The organism is Bifidobacterium goeldii (assembly GCF_003951095.1).
Lineage (GTDB): Bacteria > Actinomycetota > Actinomycetes > Actinomycetales > Bifidobacteriaceae > Bifidobacterium > Bifidobacterium goeldii.
In genome coordinates, this window is the sequence record NZ_QXGL01000001.1 from 734,984 (window position 1) to 755,497 (window position 20,514).

The 20,514-nt window shown below is 56.6% G+C and carries 12 protein-coding genes; 8 read left to right on the forward strand and 4 right to left on the reverse strand.

Features of this window, described 5'->3' with window-relative positions:
- Window positions 1-19: 19 nt before the first annotated feature.
- Window positions 20-718: a response regulator transcription factor gene (locus D2E25_RS03210; protein ID WP_420897318.1), complete on the reverse strand. Its 699-nt coding sequence runs from the start codon at window positions 716-718 to the stop codon at window positions 20-22.
- A gap of 390 nt (window positions 719-1,108) precedes the next feature.
- On the opposite strand from D2E25_RS03210, the gene D2E25_RS03215 reads away from it, so the two are divergent.
- Both D2E25_RS03215 and D2E25_RS03220 read left to right on the forward strand, forming a co-directional pair.
- On the forward strand, window positions 1,109-2,146 hold the full coding sequence (locus tag D2E25_RS03215) for a hypothetical protein (RefSeq protein WP_125979547.1): 1,038 nt from the start codon (window positions 1,109-1,111) through the stop codon (window positions 2,144-2,146).
- Window positions 2,147-2,249: 103 nt separating this feature from the next.
- Window positions 2,250-3,776: a serpin family protein gene (locus D2E25_RS03220; protein ID WP_241216955.1), complete on the forward strand. Its 1,527-nt coding sequence runs from the start codon at window positions 2,250-2,252 to the stop codon at window positions 3,774-3,776.
- 132 nt (window positions 3,777-3,908) lie between these two features.
- On the opposite strand, the gene D2E25_RS03225 is transcribed toward D2E25_RS03220, so the two are convergent.
- Complete coding sequence (locus D2E25_RS03225) at window positions 3,909-6,398, reverse strand: glycoside hydrolase family 31 protein (protein ID WP_420897310.1); 2,490 nt, start codon at window positions 6,396-6,398, stop codon at window positions 3,909-3,911.
- Window positions 6,399-6,617: 219 nt separating this feature from the next.
- Here D2E25_RS03225 and D2E25_RS03230 point away from each other — a divergent pair, with 219 nt between their 5' ends.
- The 3 genes from D2E25_RS03230 (at window position 6,618) to D2E25_RS03240 (ending at window position 9,968) form a co-directional block, all read left to right on the forward strand.
- Window positions 6,618-7,472 (forward strand): carbohydrate ABC transporter permease, encoded by an 855-nt coding sequence (locus tag D2E25_RS03230; RefSeq protein ID WP_125979548.1) that lies wholly within the window; start codon window positions 6,618-6,620, stop codon window positions 7,470-7,472.
- Window positions 7,469-8,305 (forward strand): carbohydrate ABC transporter permease, encoded by an 837-nt coding sequence (locus tag D2E25_RS03235; protein ID WP_125979549.1) that lies wholly within the window; start codon window positions 7,469-7,471, stop codon window positions 8,303-8,305. Before D2E25_RS03230 ends, D2E25_RS03235 begins: the two co-directional genes overlap by 4 nt.
- A 304-nt stretch (window positions 8,306-8,609) precedes the next feature.
- A complete protein-coding gene (locus D2E25_RS03240; protein ID WP_125979550.1) occupies window positions 8,610-9,968 on the forward strand; it encodes an ABC transporter substrate-binding protein in 1,359 nt (452 codons plus the stop codon).
- Between the two features lie 255 nt (window positions 9,969-10,223).
- Here the strand turns inward: D2E25_RS03240 and D2E25_RS03245 are convergent, their stop codons facing one another.
- On the reverse strand, window positions 10,224-11,261 hold the full coding sequence (locus D2E25_RS03245) for a LacI family DNA-binding transcriptional regulator (RefSeq protein WP_164514683.1): 1,038 nt from the start codon (window positions 11,259-11,261) through the stop codon (window positions 10,224-10,226).
- 207 nt (window positions 11,262-11,468) lie between these two features.
- Between D2E25_RS03245 and D2E25_RS03250 the strand changes: the two genes are divergently transcribed.
- The 3 genes from D2E25_RS03250 to D2E25_RS03260 all read left to right on the forward strand — a co-directional run bounded on the left by D2E25_RS03250 (window position 11,469) and on the right by D2E25_RS03260 (window position 16,032).
- Window positions 11,469-12,512, forward strand: a complete 1,044-nt coding sequence (locus D2E25_RS03250) for a LacI family DNA-binding transcriptional regulator (protein WP_125979553.1) — start codon at window positions 11,469-11,471, stop codon at window positions 12,510-12,512.
- A 365-nt stretch (window positions 12,513-12,877) separates the two neighbouring features.
- Window positions 12,878-14,212, forward strand: coding sequence for an MFS transporter (locus D2E25_RS03255; RefSeq protein WP_125979555.1), 1,335 nt, complete (start codon window positions 12,878-12,880; stop codon window positions 14,210-14,212).
- Between the two features lie 245 nt (window positions 14,213-14,457).
- Window positions 14,458-16,032: a glycoside hydrolase family 32 protein gene (locus D2E25_RS03260; protein ID WP_125979557.1), complete on the forward strand. Its 1,575-nt coding sequence runs from the start codon at window positions 14,458-14,460 to the stop codon at window positions 16,030-16,032.
- A 255-nt stretch (window positions 16,033-16,287) separates the two neighbouring features.
- Here the strand turns inward: D2E25_RS03260 and D2E25_RS03265 are convergent, their stop codons facing one another.
- The gene (locus D2E25_RS03265; RefSeq protein ID WP_164514684.1) at window positions 16,288-20,457 is read right to left on the reverse strand and encodes a bacterial Ig-like domain-containing protein; all 4,170 of its coding nucleotides are present in this window, start codon (window positions 20,455-20,457) and stop codon (window positions 16,288-16,290) included.
- Between the last annotated feature and the right edge of the window lie 57 nt (window positions 20,458-20,514).

The following is a 20,514-nucleotide window of genomic DNA, read 5'->3' on the forward strand; positions in this document are numbered from 1 at the left end:
CACACGGCCGATTATTGCGTCAGAATTCGTGCCGTCGCACGCATATCGAGATCGCGTGCGCTCGGCTGCGTGCCCCGAGTTTGGCGAGCGCGCGACGCTCGAAGGTGGCGACTGTGGCTTCACTCACGCCATACGCCGCGGCAATCTCCTTGGTGGCCAATCCCTCCGCGTACAGGCGCAACGTGTCGCGTTCCTTGGCGGACAACGCCCCGCGACGCTCATACGAGCCGTCCTCAAGCAGCATGTGCGCACTGGCCGCGTCAAGAAAGCGAACGTCGGCCGTCGCTCCGGCGAATGCGGCGCCGGCAGCTCCGGTGCGCCCGACACCGTCTCCGACGATGCCGGTACCGCCCACCTCGCCGCCATCATCCAGCCTGTCACTACGCCCGCACGCGTTGGTCGCCATTCCGCGCGCCGCGTTGCGGATCGCTGTGGCCATGCCGTTCAGATCGGTTTTGGCGATAAGCGCCTGCATGCCGCAACGTGCCGCCTCAGCGCAGAACGACGTGACAGCATACGAGGTGACGCCCACCACGCCGACTTTCGGCGTTTTGACGCGGATCGCCCGACATACCTCAGTGCCGGGAACATCGCGCATCGACATGTCGGTGACCAGCACGTCAGGCCTTTTCGCTGTACTCAAGCATCGCCGGATGGCGACCGCACCAAGTTCGCTAGTCCAGATCACTTCGAAGCGGGCGTCCATGCGCGCGATCATCGCGGCGAGCACTTTCAGCGCATAGGGGTCGTTGTCGACGATGCCGATGCGGATACGTTCGCAATCGCTGCCAACAATGTGCGCGTCATCAATGCGAACGCCGTCATTGGAGCGAACGTTCGCACTATCGCAAACGTTCGCAACACCGGCATCGGTGGCATGGAGAGCAATATCATCCATATCTCCCATATCCGCACCTCCCGCGTTGTCCCCCTCATCATGCCGCCCGAACGGCCGCTTCGCCGCCCGCCGTCATGGCTGCCATGACAACCATCATCCCACCTGTCGCCGCTGTTCTACAGTGGAATCATCAGGACACGCCGCGCCGGTCTTCCACCGGCGTGCGGCGATCCTCATAAAAGCCGGCAATCCGGCGGAAAGGAGGCCATCATGACCTCTGCACCATCCACCGTCAACCGTGTACTCTCCGGCCGCAACGGCACTCCCGCTCCCCTGTTCACCTGGAACCGCGCGCATTGGATCGGCATCGGCGCGCTGATGATGATGCTGGCCGTGCTCATCTGGGGTGCAAGCGCCTTCATCGTGGAGCCTGAGGCTGTCAGCGACTCCGCCCTCACCGATGCGAACGGTTTTGTCTGGCACACCAGCATGGCGACCTTCTGGCCTATAGCATTGGCAATCACGAACCTGATCCTCGGCTCCATCCGCACCGGCAGCCTGTCGTTCCCGGTCGCGAGCGCGCTGCTTGGCCCGGTCGGCTTCGGACTCACGAATCTTCGCATGCGCCCGACCAGGCAATTCGCCAACGCATACTTATCGAATGGCGAATGGCTTGAGCTGATGCGCGCCGACGGACCGCGTATTGTTATGCAGACCTTCGTCGCCTGCGTGCTGCTGCTGGTGTGCTATTCGGCGATCGCGTTCGCCTGTTATGCGATCGGCCGCTACGGGCTACGCACGCTGTTCGTCAACCCGCCGCCCGCCAGCGCAAGCGGACGTATGCTCACGTGGATTCGCCGCGATACCGTGCGTTTCGGGTGCCTCTTGGCGTTGGCGATCATGTACGGGCTGCTGCTGACGTTAACGCTGATCGGCGGCGACGCAGCATTTATGGGCGCGATCATGATCAATTTCGCGCTGCCGCCGGCCCTGCTGGTGATCTGCGGCGCGTGGGCGTCGCGTGACAATAAGCAACCGCAACCAGGCGTAGCGGCACTGCTGAAAACGTATGCGTTTCCGCTGATCGCCGCACTAGCCGCAGTGCCGTTTCTGATGTTGCTGATCAGCCCGTTCGATACCGAATGTGCGCTTGGCGTCACGTGCACTCGACTCGGAGGCGTTTTCGTGCAATGGTATGCGATTGAAACCATTGGTTTTTTTGCACTCGTTTACGTCATCGCCAGCTATATCGGGTTCCTTAGCGTGCGCGTCGTGCGCTGGATCGTGCGGCGCGTCTCCTCGCGGTAGCGGATTGCGCGACACGACCAGGCCGAATATGAACCTCACAAACGCCATAGACTGATATCAAGCCGCGCAACGAAGCGCGATCGTCACCCGAAAGGGGTGCGTCATGAACAAGCGAACAACTACGGATATGCAGGCTCATCCCGCCGACGCCGCACGCCCCGCTGGTGCCGCGCAACTCGACTCCAGCGAGCACAATCATCATGACGATGTCCACTGGCTGGAGCAGCAGCGAACGCAGACTCGGCACCGCAAACACCGTGTGATCATTGCCGTTACGCTGATTGTCGCCTTGGTGATATTCAGCATCGGCGGCGTGTGGTGGACGGCCGGTGGAGGTCGCTTCTTCGCAATGAATCTGATGAAGCCCGCCGCGCAGCCGGCCAGCGAAGCCGCGCGCGAGGCCACGGTGTCGTTCGCGTATCGCAGTGCGCCGAGTTTCCTTGCACCGGCGAATACGCAGTCCAGCGACGCCGAAAATAACACTGGCACCGCCGACCGCAACGGTAATGTGAACTACTCCCCTGTTTCAATGTGGATGGCGTTGGCGATTCTTGCGCAAGGTGCTAACAGCTCCACGCGCGCGCAGATGAACGAGTTGCTCGGCGCAGGCTCGCTTGAAAGCGGCGATTACCGTTCGCTACTCAGCGCGGTGAACGGACACTACGGCGGCGCGAAATCCGAAATGGACATGCACAATTCGGTGTGGATCAACCGCGATTGGCAACTGACCGATGCGTTCAAGTCCACAGCGAAGAACGATTTCGACGCGGACATCCATTCGCTGAATTTCGCCGATTCGGCTGCGGCGGCGAAGCGCATGGAAAGCTGGATCGCTGAACATACGCGCGGTATGTTGGCCCCGTCGCTGAATCTCGATGATTCCACGATGCTCACGGTGATCAACACCGTGTACGCTGACGGCCGTTGGCAAAGCCCGTTCGACCCGGAAAGCACGCAGGATTTCACCTTCCACGGCACAAATGGCGATAACGAGGTGCCGATGATGATGAAGACCTTCGACACGATGATCTGGGCACATGATGAGAACGAGACGTGGCAGCGCGTGTCGATTCCGTTCGACAACGGCGGCGCGCTGACGATCCTGCTGCCCAAGGCTGGTCATTTCGATGAGATCGCCGGCAACGCGGACAAGCTGCTTTGGGCGATGTCGACGTGCCTGAGTCGCGGCGAGGATGGATCCTCCGCTGGCGGATACGCTTGTATGGCGGATTCGGCGGCCGGCATGGGGGTGAGCGCGGAGTCGAAGGAGGTGTTCGTGCGGCTGCCGCGCTTTGCGATCAAGAACACGTTCGACCCCGATGATGTGCGCGCCGCGTTGGAGTCGCTCGGTATGACCGACGCGTTCGATGCTACGAAAGCGGATTTCGGCGCGATGACAGAACGCGGCGATGGCGCCGGGAACGTGTATTTGAGCCAGATCATGCAGGGTACAGCGATTGACGTGAACGAGCATGGTGCAAAAGCGTCGGCGTTCACGTTCGCCGACGCGGAAGCGGGGAGCGCTCAGGTCGAGGACATCGTCGAGTTCGATGTCAACCGCCCGTTCCTCTACGAGTACGACACGCCGGACGGTGTGCCATTGTTTATCGGCGCGGTACGCAACCTATAGCCAGCTCCTCCTCTACGCGTTCATGTGCATAAGTAAGGAGGCTGGGGAAGAACACGGTATTGAGTGTTCTTCCCCAGCCTCCTTATCGATTTATTGATGTTCTGCACCAGTTGTTATGCGAACATCATCATGTCAGCCGCGCAGAAGAATCTCCGCAAGCACGGATTTGACAGCTGATGGCATGTGCGAATCGGAGCAATCTTCCATATCGTCACTGCTCACGTGTTCCATCGCATCAAGCGAAGGCAACGCCAGCGGGCCGTCGTGGCGAATAGCCGCATACGTGCGTTCCTTGGTCAGGTAGCGCATGTCAGCATGCATAAGCGCGTCAAACGCATCCTGCACATACGGGTTTGCAGCGATAGGCGCATTGGCAAACTGCACACGCACTTGGGCGCTGCTCGATGCTGTAACAGTCACGCTCAGGCTGAGCGTATGCTCGTCATACTGCGCGTTCGCCGTCGCCGGAAGATCATCCACCGTGGCACTCACGGTACCCTGAGCCACGCCGCGCAACGTAATCGTCCACGTACGGGTTGCGGGAACAGCGTCCGCCGCACCTGCAACCGGAGCGATTACCACTTCAGTCACATCATCACCGTCTGCAACCGGTGTCATTGTGATGTCCGTAGTCGCATTTGCACCATGACCGTCATCCTCACGCAGCGTAAACGAACCAGCCGCGCCAGGGAATGCCAGCACAGTCAATGCTTGCGGATTATCAACGCCGTTCACTGGGCTATCAGTACCATCGCCAAGCTCCTGCAACGGCACGATCGCTCCAGCCTTCGCAAACACCGGAATGCGGTCAATGCCACGCCACACGCCAATACGGCGGCCATCAGGCGCCGAGGAGGCATAGCGACGGCCATCAAACAAGTCGAACCATTCACCGCGTGGCAGCCACACGTCGCACGAAGCACGATGTGAAGCCTTATCCATCGGCGAAGTAATCGGAGCTACGAGCAGCTGCGAGCCAAACAGGAACTCGTTCGGCACGGTGTACGCGTGATCATTGTCCGGCTCCAGCCAATACATCGGTCGCACAATCGGCGTGCCTTCTTGAGCTGCAACATGATTCATCGTGTGCAAGTACGGCAGCAACCGGTGGCGCAAACGCAACGACTCATTCATCGACTCGCGATATTCCGGCTTGAAATTCCACGGTTCCTTGCCATTGAACGGCGAATCAGTGGAGTGCAGTCGGTTAATGGGGCTGAACACGCCGAGCTGATACCAGCGCGCTTCCAGCTCCTCATCACGGTAGCCGAACATGTGGCCGCCAATATCGTGACTCCACCAACCGTAGCCAATATTGGACGCGGTAGCAGTGAAGTACGGCTGGAATTGCAACGATTCCCACGTCACAATCGTGTCGCCGGAGAAGCCGACCGGGTAACGGTGCGAGCCAGGGCCAGCATAGCGGGAGAACGTCAAAGGCTCGTGGCCTTCACGCCCAGAGTCGAGATAGTGCAAGTGGTTGAGCGCCCACAGCGGGTCAAGACCCTTCTGACGCGTCACACCACCCTGCTGCCAGTCCACCCACCAGAAATCAACACCCTGCTGCTCGAGGTCATGATGCACGTCAAGATACGTGTTAACAAACTTCGGGTTTGTCAGATCGAATTCCACCGGTTGCTCACTGCTTGGATCAATGTCCATTTGAGCGGCAGCCTTCGGATAGCAGTCTTCGAATGCGCGAATACCGTCACGCGGGTGATCGTTCAGCGTGACTCGGTAGCCGCGCTGGTGCAAGCCATTCAAGAAGTGTTCTGGATCCGGAATCAGCTTGCGATTCCACGTGTAGCCAGTCCAACCAGAGCCGTACTTCGGGTCAACATCGTCAACGAGATGCCAGTCCATATCAATCACGGCCACCGTGAATGGCAAGCGTTCGCGTTCAAAGCGGTCTGCGAGCGCCAAGTATTCATCGGTGGTGTACCGGTGGAAGCGGCTCCACCAGTTGCCGAGCGCCCAACGCGGCAGTAGCGGCGTGTCGCCTGACAGTCGGTAGAAGTCGCGTACTGCGGCGGCGTAATCATGACCGTGACCGAAGAAGTACAGGTCTGTTTCGGCGTGTTCACGCGGTGTGATGCGCGTACCGACGGTGGGGTTTGCATCGTCGGAAACGATGAGATTCGAGGCTGAGTCGTCGAGTACCGCCCAACCATCGCGTGATACGACGCCGAGTCCCAGCGGGATCTCACCGTTCGCCCAGTCGAGGGTACGCGCGGTGCCGCGCAGGTTGCCGCTTTGCGCCTCACCATAGTGCCATGTGTTGGTTTTGGTGTTCTTGACACCTTTGACGACGATGCTTAATCCTTCTTTGCTAAAGGGCTTGCGATCGTAGGTCAGGCGCAGCGATGGCGTTTCTATAACAAGCAGACCATCAGCTTCAGATACCGTATAGTGCACGGATTGACCAAAGTTGCGACGCACAGCCATTTGTGTTGCTGCATCTTCAAAAACGCCTTCATCAGACCATTCCAGACGCAGTAGTGCATCTGACAGAATGCCAATACGCCAATTGGTGCCAGAAACAATAGCTTCTGGATTCATTACTGGTTCCAGTTGCATTGTGGGATTCATCGGATGCGTGTCAGGTAAGTGTGATTCATACATACGGATGCACTCCTTTGTTGCCTTATGTTTGATGAACTTGATCATACATTTTTCCGACACGATTTGCAACCGGATGCAAAACGTGTTATTGTTTCAACCATCAGCAACGGCAAGCTTCCTCAAAACAAAAGGAAATAAGCATTGCACACGGTGACATTCACGGTGACATACACTGTATGATCACCGCGTTGATCTCAGGGAGGAGACGATGACTCAGCAATGATTACCATGACTGGAAAAGCAATACGGAGGTGGTGGGCACTGTTCGCACTGCCAACCGCTCTCGCATTCATCGTGGCGTTCATCATCCCGCTAGCAATGGGTATCTATCTGAGCTTCACAAGCTTCAGGACGATGACAGATGCAAAGTGGACCGGCCTTGACAACTACCGTCAAGCGTTCAGCGACCCCGAATTCGCTAACGCACTGTGGCGCACGGTAGCCTTCACCATCGTGGTTACCGTCCTGGTGAATGTCATCGCCTTCGCCGTTGGCTACATGTTCACCAAGGCAATGAAGGGTGCAAACCTCTTCCGCTCGGTGTTCTTCATGCCAAACCTCATTGGTGGCATTATCTTGGGCTACATCTGGCAGCTGCTGCTTAACGGTGTGCTCGCCCTGTTTGATAAGTCGCTTACCTACTCCGCTGTCTACGGCTTCTGGGGCATGGTTATCCTGTTCTGCTGGCAGCAGATCGGCTATATGATGGTCATCTACATCGCTGGCTTCCAAAGCCTTCCGGGTGATCTGCTCGAAGCCGCACAGGTTGACGGTGCTTCCGGCCGTCAGATCCTCTTCCGCATTACTATCCCGCTGATGATGCCGTCGATCACCGTGTGCAGCTTCCTGACGGTTGCAAATGGTTTCAAGATGTTCGATCAGAACTTGGCGTTGACCAACGGCGCCCCGTCCAACACTTCCGAAATGCTCGCACTGAACATCTACCGCACGATGTATAGCCGTACCGGCTTTGAAGGTGTTGCACAGGCTAAGGCTGTCATCTTCTTCATCATCGTTGCAATTGTTGCAATCATTCAGAACCGCATCACCACTTCCAAGGAGGTCCAGGCATGACCGACAAGCTCAAGCACGGATGGTTGTGGACCGCGATCTTCGCTGTGGTCTCTCTGGCCTGGATTTACCCGATCATCCTGGTCATTATCAACTCGTTCAAGAAGCGCGCCTACATCTCCAAGGACGTGTTCTCTATCCCCGCCGGCAAGTCCTTTGTTGGCCTCGAAAACTACGAGCGCGGTATTGAAAAAACTGACATGCTCGCCAGCTTCGGTTGGACTATTGTCATCACGCTGGGTTCGGTTGCACTCATCCTGCTGTGCTGCTCGATGTGCGCATGGTGGATTGTGCGCGTGAACAACTGGGTTGCGAAGACGATGTACGTAGCGTTCATCTTCAGTATCGTCGTCCCCTTCCAGATGGTGATGTTCCCGCTGTCCAAGATCACCGACATGTTGAGCTTGAACACCCCGTGGGGCATGTGGATTATCTACTTGGGCTTCGGCGCAGGCCTGCCAGTGTTCATTTTCACTGGTATCGTCAAGTCGATTCCCGCTGAAATTGAAGAAGCTGCAATGATTGACGGCGCTACCCCGCTGCGCACATTCTTCACGATTGTGCTGCCGATGATGCGCCCCGGCTTAGTGTCGGTTGGCATCCTCGAAATCATGTGGGTGTGGAACGACTTCCTGATGCCGTACCTGTCCCTCGACCTGCAGCGCTTCAAGACTCTGTCCATCGCCATCCAGTATCTGCGCGGCGGATACGGTTCGGTTGATATGGGCGCCCTGATGGCTGCACTGGTGCTCGCGATCCTGCCGATCGTGATCTTCTACCTGTGCTGCCAGAAGTACATCGTCAAGGGTGTGACCGCCGGCGCCGTTAAGGGCTGACCGGTCCACCCCGGTGCTAGCGTATGCCGAACGCTAGTGCTGTTCCTCCTTCCCTCATGGTTGGCGGCGGCAACCTTCCGCATAAACCGCCGCCAACCGTTCCCTCCCCCACTTTCAATGACATTGCGATGCAATACTGCATGTCATAATGCAACCGGAGTCATTTTGTGCACTGATGCACACGTACTCATCCAACATCGCAATCAACCATTCACTCTTACCCCTCATAACCCAATCAACTAAATAATCAAAGCCAAACGAATCCAGCGAAGGATTCGTCAATGGAAAAGGAAAGGAAACCACCATGAAGAAGCAGATCAAGGCCATCGCCTCCATCGCGGCACTGTCGATGATGGTCGGCACGCTCGCGGCCTGCGGCGGCAGCACTGCAGACCCGAACAAGGGCAAGGTCTATTTCGTCAACAACAAGGCAGAGGTCGTTGACCAGCTTGACGATCTGGCCAAGGAGTACACCAAGGAAACTGGCGTTGAGGTGAAGGTCCTCTCCGCTGCAAACAACTACGACAACACCCTTGCTTCCGAGCTGGCTAAGTCTGACGCCCCGACCATGTGGAGCATCACCGGCTACCCGAACTTCGCTAAGTGGAAGGATTACATGGAGCCGGTTGACGACTCCGCCGCCTACAAGCTGCTCACCGATGAAGGTAAGGCTAACTCCTACCAGGCTGACGGCCACCACTACACGCTGCCGTACGCCGCTGAATGGTACGGCATCATCTACAACAAGAAGATCGTCAACGAGTACGCTTCCAAGGATTACGCAAAGATCAAGTCCGACAAGGACATCACCAACTACGACGTGCTCAAGGAAGTCGTCGAAGACATGCAGAAGCACAAGGATGACCTGGGCATCGACGGCGCATTCTCCTCGCCGGGCATGGACTCCTCCAACGGCTACCGCTGGGCTTCCCACATGACTCGTATCCCGCTGGCCTTCGAATACAAGGACAACAACACGACGTTCATGAAGGAAATCAAGGGCACCTACGTCGACAACTACAAGGATCTGTTCGACCTAGAGATGGACAACAGCCCGACCCCGCGTTCCATGCTCACCTCCAAGACCTATGAGGATGTCACCAGCGAATTCGCTCTCGGCCAGGTTGCTTTCTACACCAACGGTGTGTGGGCTTACACCCAGATCAAGGACAACGAAGTCGCTGACGAAGACCTGGGCATGCTCCCCTACTTCATGGGCATTCCTGGTGAGGATGCTTACGGCCCGGCTGGTATCTACGACGCTTCTTGGGCAGTGAATAAGAACGCTAGCGAGAAGGATAAGAAGGCTACCTTCGACTTCATCGAGTGGCTGTTCAGCTCTGAGAAGGGCAAGAAGGCTATGAGCCAGGACATGGGCTTCGCTGTGCCGAGCACCGCATACGGCGATGACGACCAGCCGGCTAACCCGCTGACCAAGGCTGCTCGCGCTTACCTGACCGCTGGCAAGCCGAGCGTGCGCTCCTTCTCCACTCTCGATGCTTGGGGCCAGGGCGTGCTGGATGCTCTCGTTGAGTACGTCAACGAGACCGGCGACTGGTCCAAGGTCCGCGACGCTTACGTCAACGGCTGGAAGACTGAGTGGGCTACCGAAGAGAAGACCATCGGCATGCTGCCGGAAGCCACTGCTTTCGATGCTGAGTGAGTCTCCTATCATTCAGTTCGATTGCTAACTGAATGAGTTGATATCACCGCGGGGATCATACACAGGTATGGTCCCCGCTTTTTTGTATTTATTTACGCGACTTTGTGTTCATTGATTGCTGCTGTGGTGCATCATGTGATTGCGCAATCGCATGATGCGCCACAATCGTATGCCACCGGTTGCATGCATATAAAAAGCGACATCGGATGAATGTATCCGATGTCGCTTACGTGTTGTTCAGCGATGCTTGCCGCTCTACTTATGTGCAGGCCCCAATGCGCGTGTAGCGCGAGGTGCTGTCGTTGAACCACGCACTACCATCTCAAGCGGGAATTCCTCGAATGGCTGAGCTACTTTCCGATCGTTAATAATATCGAGCAGTTTCGTTGCCACACTCGAAGCCATTGCGCGCGGATCCTGCCGCACCGTAGTCAAATCCATATCTTGCGCATAAGTACTGTCATCAAAACCAGTGACTGACACGTCTTCAGGAATACGAATACCAAAATCACGCATCTTGCACATCAGTGGAATAGCAATGCCATCCTCCTGGCAGCACACTGCAGTAGGCAACTGCGGCAAACCAACAAGATGATTAAACGCCTTGTTGAAATTCGTATCATCATCAGTGATCGGAATGACGATCTGCTCAAGTCCTTCCTGCTCGCAAATATTGCGATATTCAGCAAGACGGCCGGAAGTACTGAACGGCAGTGTAACCTGCGGATTTCTTCCTACATACGCGATCCGGCGGTGACCGAGTGAAATAAGGTGACGCATCAGCATGCGCACACCCAGTGCATCGTTCACTGATACGGAGACAGACATGCCTGCATGCGAAGTCGTGTTGATGCCAGCGATCGGCACGTTCATGGTCATGAGTCGTTCGGATTCCTCAGGATCAACGTCGAACGATGGCACGACCACCGCATCAGCATTACGCCGAGCCGGCATCGTATCGAAGAACTCGCGACGACTTTGCGTGTCACCAATTGGATAAATCGAAATATCGTAGCCGGCAGGGTGAAGTACGTTGTCTAATCCTTCAAAAACACGCGAATTAAACCATGTCGTCACCGTAGCGCTCAGCAAGAGCGCCACACGAAATGACTGGCCAGATTTTAATGCTAGCGAGGAGCGCGACACCGTAAAATTCATTGCCTCGGCTGTCTCCATCACCAGTTTGCGCGTCTTTGCAGAGACAAGATCTGGACGAGAAAAAGCGCGCGACACTGTCGACGCAGATACCCCCGCACGAGCGGCGACATCGTAGACTGTAACTGAGGTTTCCATACCCTCTATCATACGTCGAGCATTCGTGTTTTGCACACGCTTTCATATTGAAAACATTGAAAAAATGACGTTTTTTCTGCACAAAATAGCATGTTGCTGAAACTACATATTACAAAATTGGCTCAACTGCAATTTTTGTAATGCAACGAACACATAGTTGCAAGTCAATGCCGCCCATCGCCTACCGCTACGTGTATCGTTTGACGTATGACCACGATGAAGGAGATCGCCGAACAAACGGGGGTGTCAGTATCCACCGTTTCCCTCGTGCTCAATGATCGAGACGCCGGACGAGTCAAAGCTTCTATCGCCGCACAGGTGCGCGACACCGCACGCAAACTTGGCTATCGTCCCAATCCTCTCGCACGATCATTGCGCACCAGTCGTACGCGTATTCTCGCATTCGTCAGTGAAGAAATCGCCACTACCCCTTACGCCGGCGGCATCATCCTTGGTGCGCAGGATGCTGCCAGCACACTCGGCTACATGCTGTTCACCGTTAATGCAGACGGTCGCGTAGATGAAGAAACCGAAATCGCCACCCTCAAACGCTATGGTGTAGACGGGTTTATGTACGCAAAAATGTCGAACCGATACGCCAACGTGCCCTCCAGCCTTGGCGACTATCCGGTTGTTTTGGTCGATGCCACCGACCGCGAAGGCCGCTTCCCTAGCATTGAACCAGATGAATTCCGTATCGCGTACGATGCAACCAAACGACTGATTGATGCACAGTGCGAGCGCATTGCATACGTTGGCTGTTCAGAATTGATGCTCGCACAGGACGGCCGTCTTGAAGGCTACCGGCGCGCACTGGAAGATGCTGGGCGCAAATTCGACGAGCGACTGGTAGTTAACGTGCTCAACAACGGCCCCGCACTGCAAGCTGTGAGCGACTTGTTCGACCGTGAGAAGCCCGATGGCGTCTTCTGCTTTAACGATGCGCGCGCATGGTATGTGTATGAGTGTGCTGCGCGGCGCGAGCTCACCATCGGCAAGGACGTTTCCGTAGTAGGCGTTGATAATCATCGCGTATTCGCGGAGACGTTCTCACCACAGTTGACCACCGTGGAACTGCCCCATTATGAAATGGGCTATTGGGCGACGTGCAAGCTTGTTTCCATGATTGAGGATCGTGATCTTTCCGATCTACAACTACCGCATACCACTGCTGCACTGCCACCGCTTGACGCTCCGATTCCAGCGAAAATCCACTGCACGCTTATTGAAAAGGAATCCGTGCGACGCTAACAGTGGCAACACTGTGCGCCCGTGTTCATTGCCGCCCGTGTTCATTGCTCAACGTGCCAGCTCAAAGTCCTAGCTCTTAATTGTTTGAGCACACACATGCCCATCGCGCGACACGCCGATACACAGTATCTTGGAAAACCTAATAACCGCAACATTTCAATCGTTTGACGTCACGCAGCAAATGTGTTTCGTACGTAGAACGTCAATCGTTTGACGTAAATCGATTGACGTTCTATCATATGAAGTGTCACGATTCCCCACAACAGCGCGGAAGCTGGGCAGGGAACCCCTATAAACCACACAATGGAGATAGACACAACACAGTCGCACGGCAGCGACTGAGAGGGACAAGGGAACAACAACAAATGGCAACAGAACGCAAAGCTGCATGGCGAAATCCTTCCTATTTGGAAAGCTCGTTTGGCATCTTCATGTTTTTCTGCTCATGGGGCGTATGGTGGTCATTCTTCCGTATTTGGCTTGAATCACTCCAGCTGAGCGACACTGAAATCGGTACCATTTACGCCATCAACTCCACCGCGACCATGATCATCATGTTCGCTTACGGCGCGATCCAAGATCAGCTCGGCATCAAACGAAACCTGGTAATCGTTACCTCTATTATTGCCGCGCTCGTCGGCCCATTCGTCCAGTTCATCTACCATCCAATGCTCATGGCTGGTGGCAACATTCGCTGGGCGGGCGCACTTATCGGATCCATCGTCCTATCAGCCGGTTTCATGGCAGCCTGCTCGCTGCTCGAGGCCGTCACTGAACGCTACAGCCGCAAATTCAACTTCGAATACGGTCAGTCGCGCGCTTGGGGCTCCTTCGGCTACGCGATCGTCGCACTGTGCGCTGGCTTCATGTTCAACGTCAACCCGATGATCAACTTCTGGGTCGGCTCTATCTGCGGCTTGGCCATGCTCGCCATCTACGCGTTCTGGATTCCAGCCGAACAGCGCGAGGAACTCAAGAAAGCTGCTGATCCGAAGGCTGAAAAGTCTGGCCCGACCTTCAAGGAAATGGTCGCTGTGCTCGGCATGCCAACCCTGTGGGTGCTCGTCGTGTTCATGTTGTTCACCAACACGTTCTACGTCGTGTTTGACCAGCAGTTCTTCCCCGTCTACTACCGCAACCTGTTCGCCACGCCGGAAATCGGCCAGGCCACTTACGGCACGCTTAACGGCTTCCAGGTCTTCCTTGAGTCCGCGATGATGGGCGTGGTGCCGATCATCATGAAGAAAATCGGCGTGCGCAACTCACTGCTGCTCGGCGCGTTCGTCATGTTCGCTCGCATCGGCTTGTGCGGCGTGTTCCACGATCCGGTTATGGTCTCCATCGTCAAGCTGTTCCACTCCATCGAAGTGCCGCTGTTCTGCCTGCCGGCATTCCGCTACTTCACGTTGCACTTCGACACTAAGCTGTCCGCGACGCTGTACATGGTCGGTTTCCAGATCGCTTCTCAGGTCGGTCAGATTGTCTTCTCCACGCCGCTGGGCTGGTTCCACGGCCAGATGAAGGCCATGCTGCCGAACAACGACATGGGTTCGCGCGTCACCTTCTGGGTTATCTCCGGCATTGTGCTCGCAGCGCTGATCTACGGCTTCTTCGTTATCAAGAAAGATGACCAGGATGTCGGCGGCGACCCGTTCTACACTGACAAGCAACTGCGTCAGATGGAGGCGGCCAAGGCCTGATTCTGCTCGCAACATTCCACAGCACCGTCCCCTCGGGGGCGGCCGCCCGCAACGTCGGTCATGAGGTGTTTTTTTGATTCCCCTTCCTTGTCCTCTTGACCCACGATGCGGACGGCTTCCTCCGCACAACGGGCATAGTCAATCGCAGACCATGCCCGGTCCAAACCCACAACCACCCGCAATCTGCCCTAACCATCCACTACCAAACCAATAATCACCCATCAGCATTGAAAGGAAACTCAACGATGAGCGCATCCCCTGTCTACACTCCAATCGCCGATCATGACGCAGAGCTCGCCAAAGCCGAAGCTGGCGTTGCCAAGCTCGCCGCAAGCCGCAACGACCGCTGGTACCCGAAGTTCCATATCGCCTCGAACGGCGGTTGGATCAACGATCCGAACGGCCTGTGCTACTACCAGGGCCGCTGGCATGTCTTCTACCAGCTGCACCCGTACGGCACCCAGTGGGGCCCGATGCACTGGGGCCACGTCTCCTCCGCCGACATGGTGACTTGGCGTCGCGAGCCGATCGCGTTCGCACCGAGCCTCGAACAGGAGAAGAACGGCGTGTTCTCCGGCGGCGCGGTTATCGGCGACGATGGCAAGGTCAAGTTCTTCTACACCGGTCACCGTTGGGCTAACGGCGTCGACAACACCGGCGGCGAGTGGCAGGTGCAGATGCTCGCCGAGCCGGATGATGATACGCTCACGCACGTCACCAAGCGCGGCATGGTCGTCGACTGCCCGCGCGAGAAGGTGCACTGGCATTTCCGCGACCCGAAGGTGTGGAAGACCGCCGGCAAGTGGTGGATGACGTTCGGCGTCTCCTCCGCCGAGCAGCGCGGTCAGATGTGGCTGTACGAATCTGATGACATGGTTGACTGGACGTTCAAGACCGTCCTGTTCGAGCACCCGGATCCGAATGTGTTCATGCTCGAATGCCCTGATTTCTTCCCGATTCGCGACGCTGAGGGCCACGAGAAGTGGGTAATCGGCTACTCGGCGATGGGCGCGAAGAAGCACGGTTTCGACGCTCACAGCACGTCGGCCGCCGGCTATCAGATCGGCTCGTGGACACCAGGCGAGGCGTTCGTGCCGGAGACCGAGTTCCGCCTGTGGGATTGCGGCCATAACTTCTATGCACCGCAGTCGTTTAATACCGCCGCTGGCGACACCGAGGCGCCGGGCCGCGACGGCCGCCAGATTATGTACGGTTGGATGAGCCCGTTCATTCAGCCGATTCCGATGGAAAACGACGGCTGGTGCGGTCAGCTGACCCTCCCCCGCGAGATTACGCTCGGTTCGCGCTGCGGTGATATTCACACTGCGCCCGCCGCTGAGATCGAGGGCTTGCGTGAGGATACGATCGACTTCGGCGCGCTTGAGCTCACGCAGGATGGCGAAAAGGTGCTACTGGATGATGCCGAGGCTGTGGAGATCGAAATGACGATCGACTTGGATGCTTCTACTGCGGAGCGTGCGGGCCTTCGCGTGCAGGCGACTGGCGATGGTGCGTACACGGCGATTGGCTTCGATGAGCAGATCGGCCGTGTGGTGGTTGATCGTGGTGCGATGCGCAACGGTGACCGCGGCTACCGTGCTGCCCCACTGGATACGGATGAGCTGACCGGCAAGTTGGAACTGCGCGTGTTCGTGGATCGAGGCTCGGTTGAAGTGTATGTGAACCACGGCCATCAGGTGCTCAGCTCCTACACCTACGCCTCCGAAGGCCCGCGCGCCGTCAAGCTCGTTGCCGAATCCGGCTCGCTGAAGGTGGATAGCCTGAAGATCCACCACCTCAAGTCCATCGGACTGGAGTAACACTCCCCCTGCTGACCTACTCACTCTTTATCCCCTCAAAACGGGAGTAAGTCTGCAAAGATGCGTGCAGTACCCGGGCATACGGCCTCCTAAACACGCAAAACTGGCCGTAAGCCCGGATGTAGGCCACAAACCTTGGTACGGTACACGCCACACGTACCAACAGGCTTATGACAATCCCGGGCATACAGCCAGTTCCACCACGTAATACAGCCGTATGCCCGGGATTTCTTAATGTGACCGAGAATGAAAACCTTACTTCACGGTCTTCCAGGCGATGTTCTCAGCCTGCCAACCCTGCTGAGTGGTAACCACTTGGTACTCGTACTCGCTCGTCGTGTACAAGTGCTCACCATTGTTCGGATTGTACGCACGCCACACGGTCACATCACCATCAGCAGCCTGATACCAGGCAATGTTCTCGCCGTGCCAGCCTTCAGCAACACGAGTGTCATACTCAGCCTTAGACGCCGTCCAATGGTGGTTGCCATTGTTCGGATTGTAGAGACGATAGACCGGAGTACCCTTCGTCGGCTGCTTAAACGCAACGCCTTCGAAGTTCCAGCCGGCCTTCACCAGCACGTCGCGCTCGTACGCGCTCGTCGTGTAATGATGCAAACCAGAATTCGGATTGTAGAGACGATACACATCAATCGTCTTCACGGTCTGATCTGGCTTATCAGGCTCAGAAGGCGTCGTCTCACCACCAGTCGAACCACCAGTGTTACCACCCGTATTGCCACCGGTCGAAGGCTTCTTCTCAAGCCCCTTGCGAGCCGTCGTCAGCGTATTCAGCGCTGCAGTGAAATCATCGTCAACAGAAAAATCATCAGTTGCGATCTTCTTAGCCGAAGCCAATGCGGACGAGTATGCAGCCCACGAATCCGCGGTGTACTCCGATTCCTGCAAATTCTCAGCCTCGACCTTCTTGATCTCAGCGTTCAGGTTCTTCAGCGCTTCGGATTCCTCTTCCGCTTGGAAGATCTTCACTTCAGCGACCTTGGAGAACGGGCTATCAGTACCGTAGTTGGCTGGCGTAAGGACCAGTTGAATGGCCTTAGTAGCAGGTAAACCACTGAGATCCACGATCGTCGGGGTCTTATAGTTAGCCGCATCCGGCTTGCCGACGATGTCGGCGTCCACCCAATCCTTATCGTTCTCGTCAAGATACTGCACCTTGAATTCAGATGGCGCAGCTTCGGCCTTGGTCTGATCAAGGTAGAACTCGAGCTTGCTTAACTGATACTTCTGGTCGAAGGTCCAGTTCAACCACGACGGATTCGCTGCCGCATCCTCATCCTTGTCTTTCCAGTTCGACCAGTTGGTCGACAGATCGTTGTCGCAGGTGTACGACGCCTTCGAAGTGCCCCACTTGGTCTGCACATCAGAAGCCTCAGCGGTCGAGCAGAACTTGTTCGCCAAGTTGACCACGTTCTTCACTCGTACGCGGAATTCCGCAGTCTTGGAACCATCTGCGTTGAGCTTGACCGTGACCGAAATCACGCCATCCTTTGATGAGTCGAAGCCAAGCAGCGTGTATTCGGACGCGCTGAGCACACGCGTGGTGCCGTCGGTCAGAGTCGCGGTGATCTCCAAGCCATCAGCATCCAGTTCCTCGCCGGTAGAGTACACCGTCTTGGCCGGCTGCTGAGCCACGGCGATGGATGCGATATCAGTGGACGGAGCCTCAACTTCAACCAGTGTTACGTTGTCAACGTAGGCGAATGAGCCGTCAGCAAGATCGTTCTGTGCGATATTGACCCACAGAGCACTGTCTGCAGCAGCATCCCACGGAACAGTAAACGTACCGGACACGTACACCTTGTCGCCGCCCTTTGCGGTTGCAGCATCGACGGACTTGGCCAGCAGCTGATCCTTGTATTGGCCGAAGTTGCCACCTGCACCAGAACCCTCTTTGCGAGAGTTGACCGTGGCAGTAACGGTAGACGCATCATCCGTGCTCGCACCGGTGGTAATCCAGAAGCCCAGCTCGTAAGTCTTGCCAGGCTGCGCCGGAATGTTGCGCTGATCGATCTGCGTGAAGTTCACGCCGTCGAGCTTGCCGAGTTTGGCCGCGCGTTCGCCGGAAACAACTGCATTCTTCTGATTGACGTCGGAACGATACCGCTTGACACGGGAAGTGTTGTTATTATCGCGGCTCACCGAATGATCATTGCTGGCAGACGCCCACGGGGAGACACCGTTGCCGCCCGAACCGCTCTGGTACACGCTTTCGAAGGAGCCGTCCCACAGCTGATCATGCACGGTCTTGACGTTGACATCAGCGACCGCTGCGGTCTTGCCGGAATTGGTCAGCGTCAGCTTCGACACATCAGACGCCGTGCGCACATGCAGCACCTGCTTACCAGCGCCTGCGGTCTTCTGAACGTAACCGCGGTTATTGTCCAAGCTCACCTCAAGCACTGCATCATCGGCGGTAGTGGCCGTGATCTCAAGCGTCGCATTGCCGGGCACGTCGATCGTCTTGGTCGCACCAGCAGCCAAATCACCGATTGTACCGGTTTCAGTCGTATCGGAACCTTGGAAAGCACCCACGGCAGGAGCGGACCAACCGGACACGACGTGCTGCGTACCGTAGGCCTGCGCAGCATGATCGAAGCCCTGCGGGAAGTCAAGCGTCTTCAGCGCGGAAGCACTGGTCAGATACTTGTTGGAGATAGTAATCGGAAGATCATCCGTGGCCATCGCACGGCCCTTGCCGGCCGCATAATCGGTGGCAGAGGAGGAGTACAGCGAGCTCAGATCGCCCTTGGCCACAGCTGCAAGGTCGACGCCAGTCGCAGCGAGATAATCACTAAGCGCAACATGCGTGTTGCCATTCTCTCCGACTTTGACCCACTTGGCTTCATCACCGCCTACGTACAGGTTGTTCCCGTAGTTGAGCTGGAATGTGTCATCAGCGACCTTGGCGTTCTGATCGGCCATCGACGTACCATTCTGCGCGATGATCACATTGTTGGAATAGCTTACGCCAGCACCATCGCTGTTGGTTGTTCCAGCAAACGTGACATTGTTGCCTTCGGGCAGTACGACGGTGTTGTTGTAGAAATTCCAGTCGGTGATACCGTACAACTGCATGGTGCGATAGGTATCCGCCACCGCATCGGCATCCTTGTTCGCCGCTACACCGTCGTTGACGGACAGGTTGTAGCGGAACACACCGCCCTCGGCGAGACCGATGTTCTCCTTGGTCCCCATCCAATTGGTGCAGGCGCATACGAGTGTGGCGCCGCCGGCATTGCCGTGGCTGTAGTTGTACTGGAATACAGTGCCTCGAGTGCCGTAGTCGAAGTCCCATGCGGTTCCGTCATTGTTGCCAGCCTTTTTCTGCGTATTGGTGACCTCGTTGTACTGGAACAGCGTATTGTCCGCATTCCAGTTCCAAATACCGGCGTTAGAACCGTTCATCTGCTTGCTTGCAGCGTTGCTCAGATAATTCTTTTCGACGACGGCACCATCGGACATCTGCACGACGATGCCATCTCCACCGATAGTGTTCAGCGTGTTACCGGCGATATAGATGTTCCGGTTGGGCGTCCATGAGAAATCGTCGCGGAGAGAGCCGGAGACCGCACAATCCCAAGCCACGTCCTCACGGCAGCGGAAATCGGTGGACATGTTGATGCCGGAGCGGGTCACGTTGGTGATCGCATTGCCGACGATCTGCACGTCATCAAACCAAGAGCGCGTCTTGCGGGAATCATCGGTCTTAATGCCGGCCTTGGTTTGTTTCGCGCCCTCGACCGGAATGGAGCGGCCGTAGGTTTCCAGCTGGATGCCGGCGGAGCCGCCGAGGTCCTTCTGCGTTTCACCGTAGATGTCGTGCACGTTGTTATTGCGGATAACGATGCCTCCTAGTTTGCCGGCATTGTCGTTCTCCGCCACGATGCCGCGGCGCATGTATTTGTACTGATCAGCGGCATCTTTGTCTGTGTTGGTCACTTCCAGATTTTCGACGGTGACGTATTGCGCATTGCGTAGCAACACCGTTTCCGACACTCCGTCACCGGCGAGCACAGGAGCACTGTCACCATCGCCGTAGGCGCCGATGATGATCGGATTGGCTTCGGTGCCCTGCACATTCACGATACGCAATGCGGCTTTAACGCTGGCGCCATCAATACTTTGTTCTTCGCTAGTGCAGGTGGTGCCACGCTTGAACAGAAGCTGATCGCCGGCGGCCAGCTTCGCAGCCTGCGCGTTGGCGGCAGCGAACGAATTGAAGGGGCTGGATTCGGTGCCGTCACCGCCGCTTTGCGCGGAACAATCCACATAGTATGCCGTGCCTGTGGCGGCTTGGGGCTCGTTTTCCGCCGCAAGTGCGGGAGCGGAACTCACCAGCATCATGCCGGAGAGCGCCATTGATACGGCGACAGCCCCTCCCAATAGTTTCTTCCCTATCATTTCCTTGATACTCCTTTGTATATCCGATGCATATACGATTGGTTCTGGCGAAGCCAC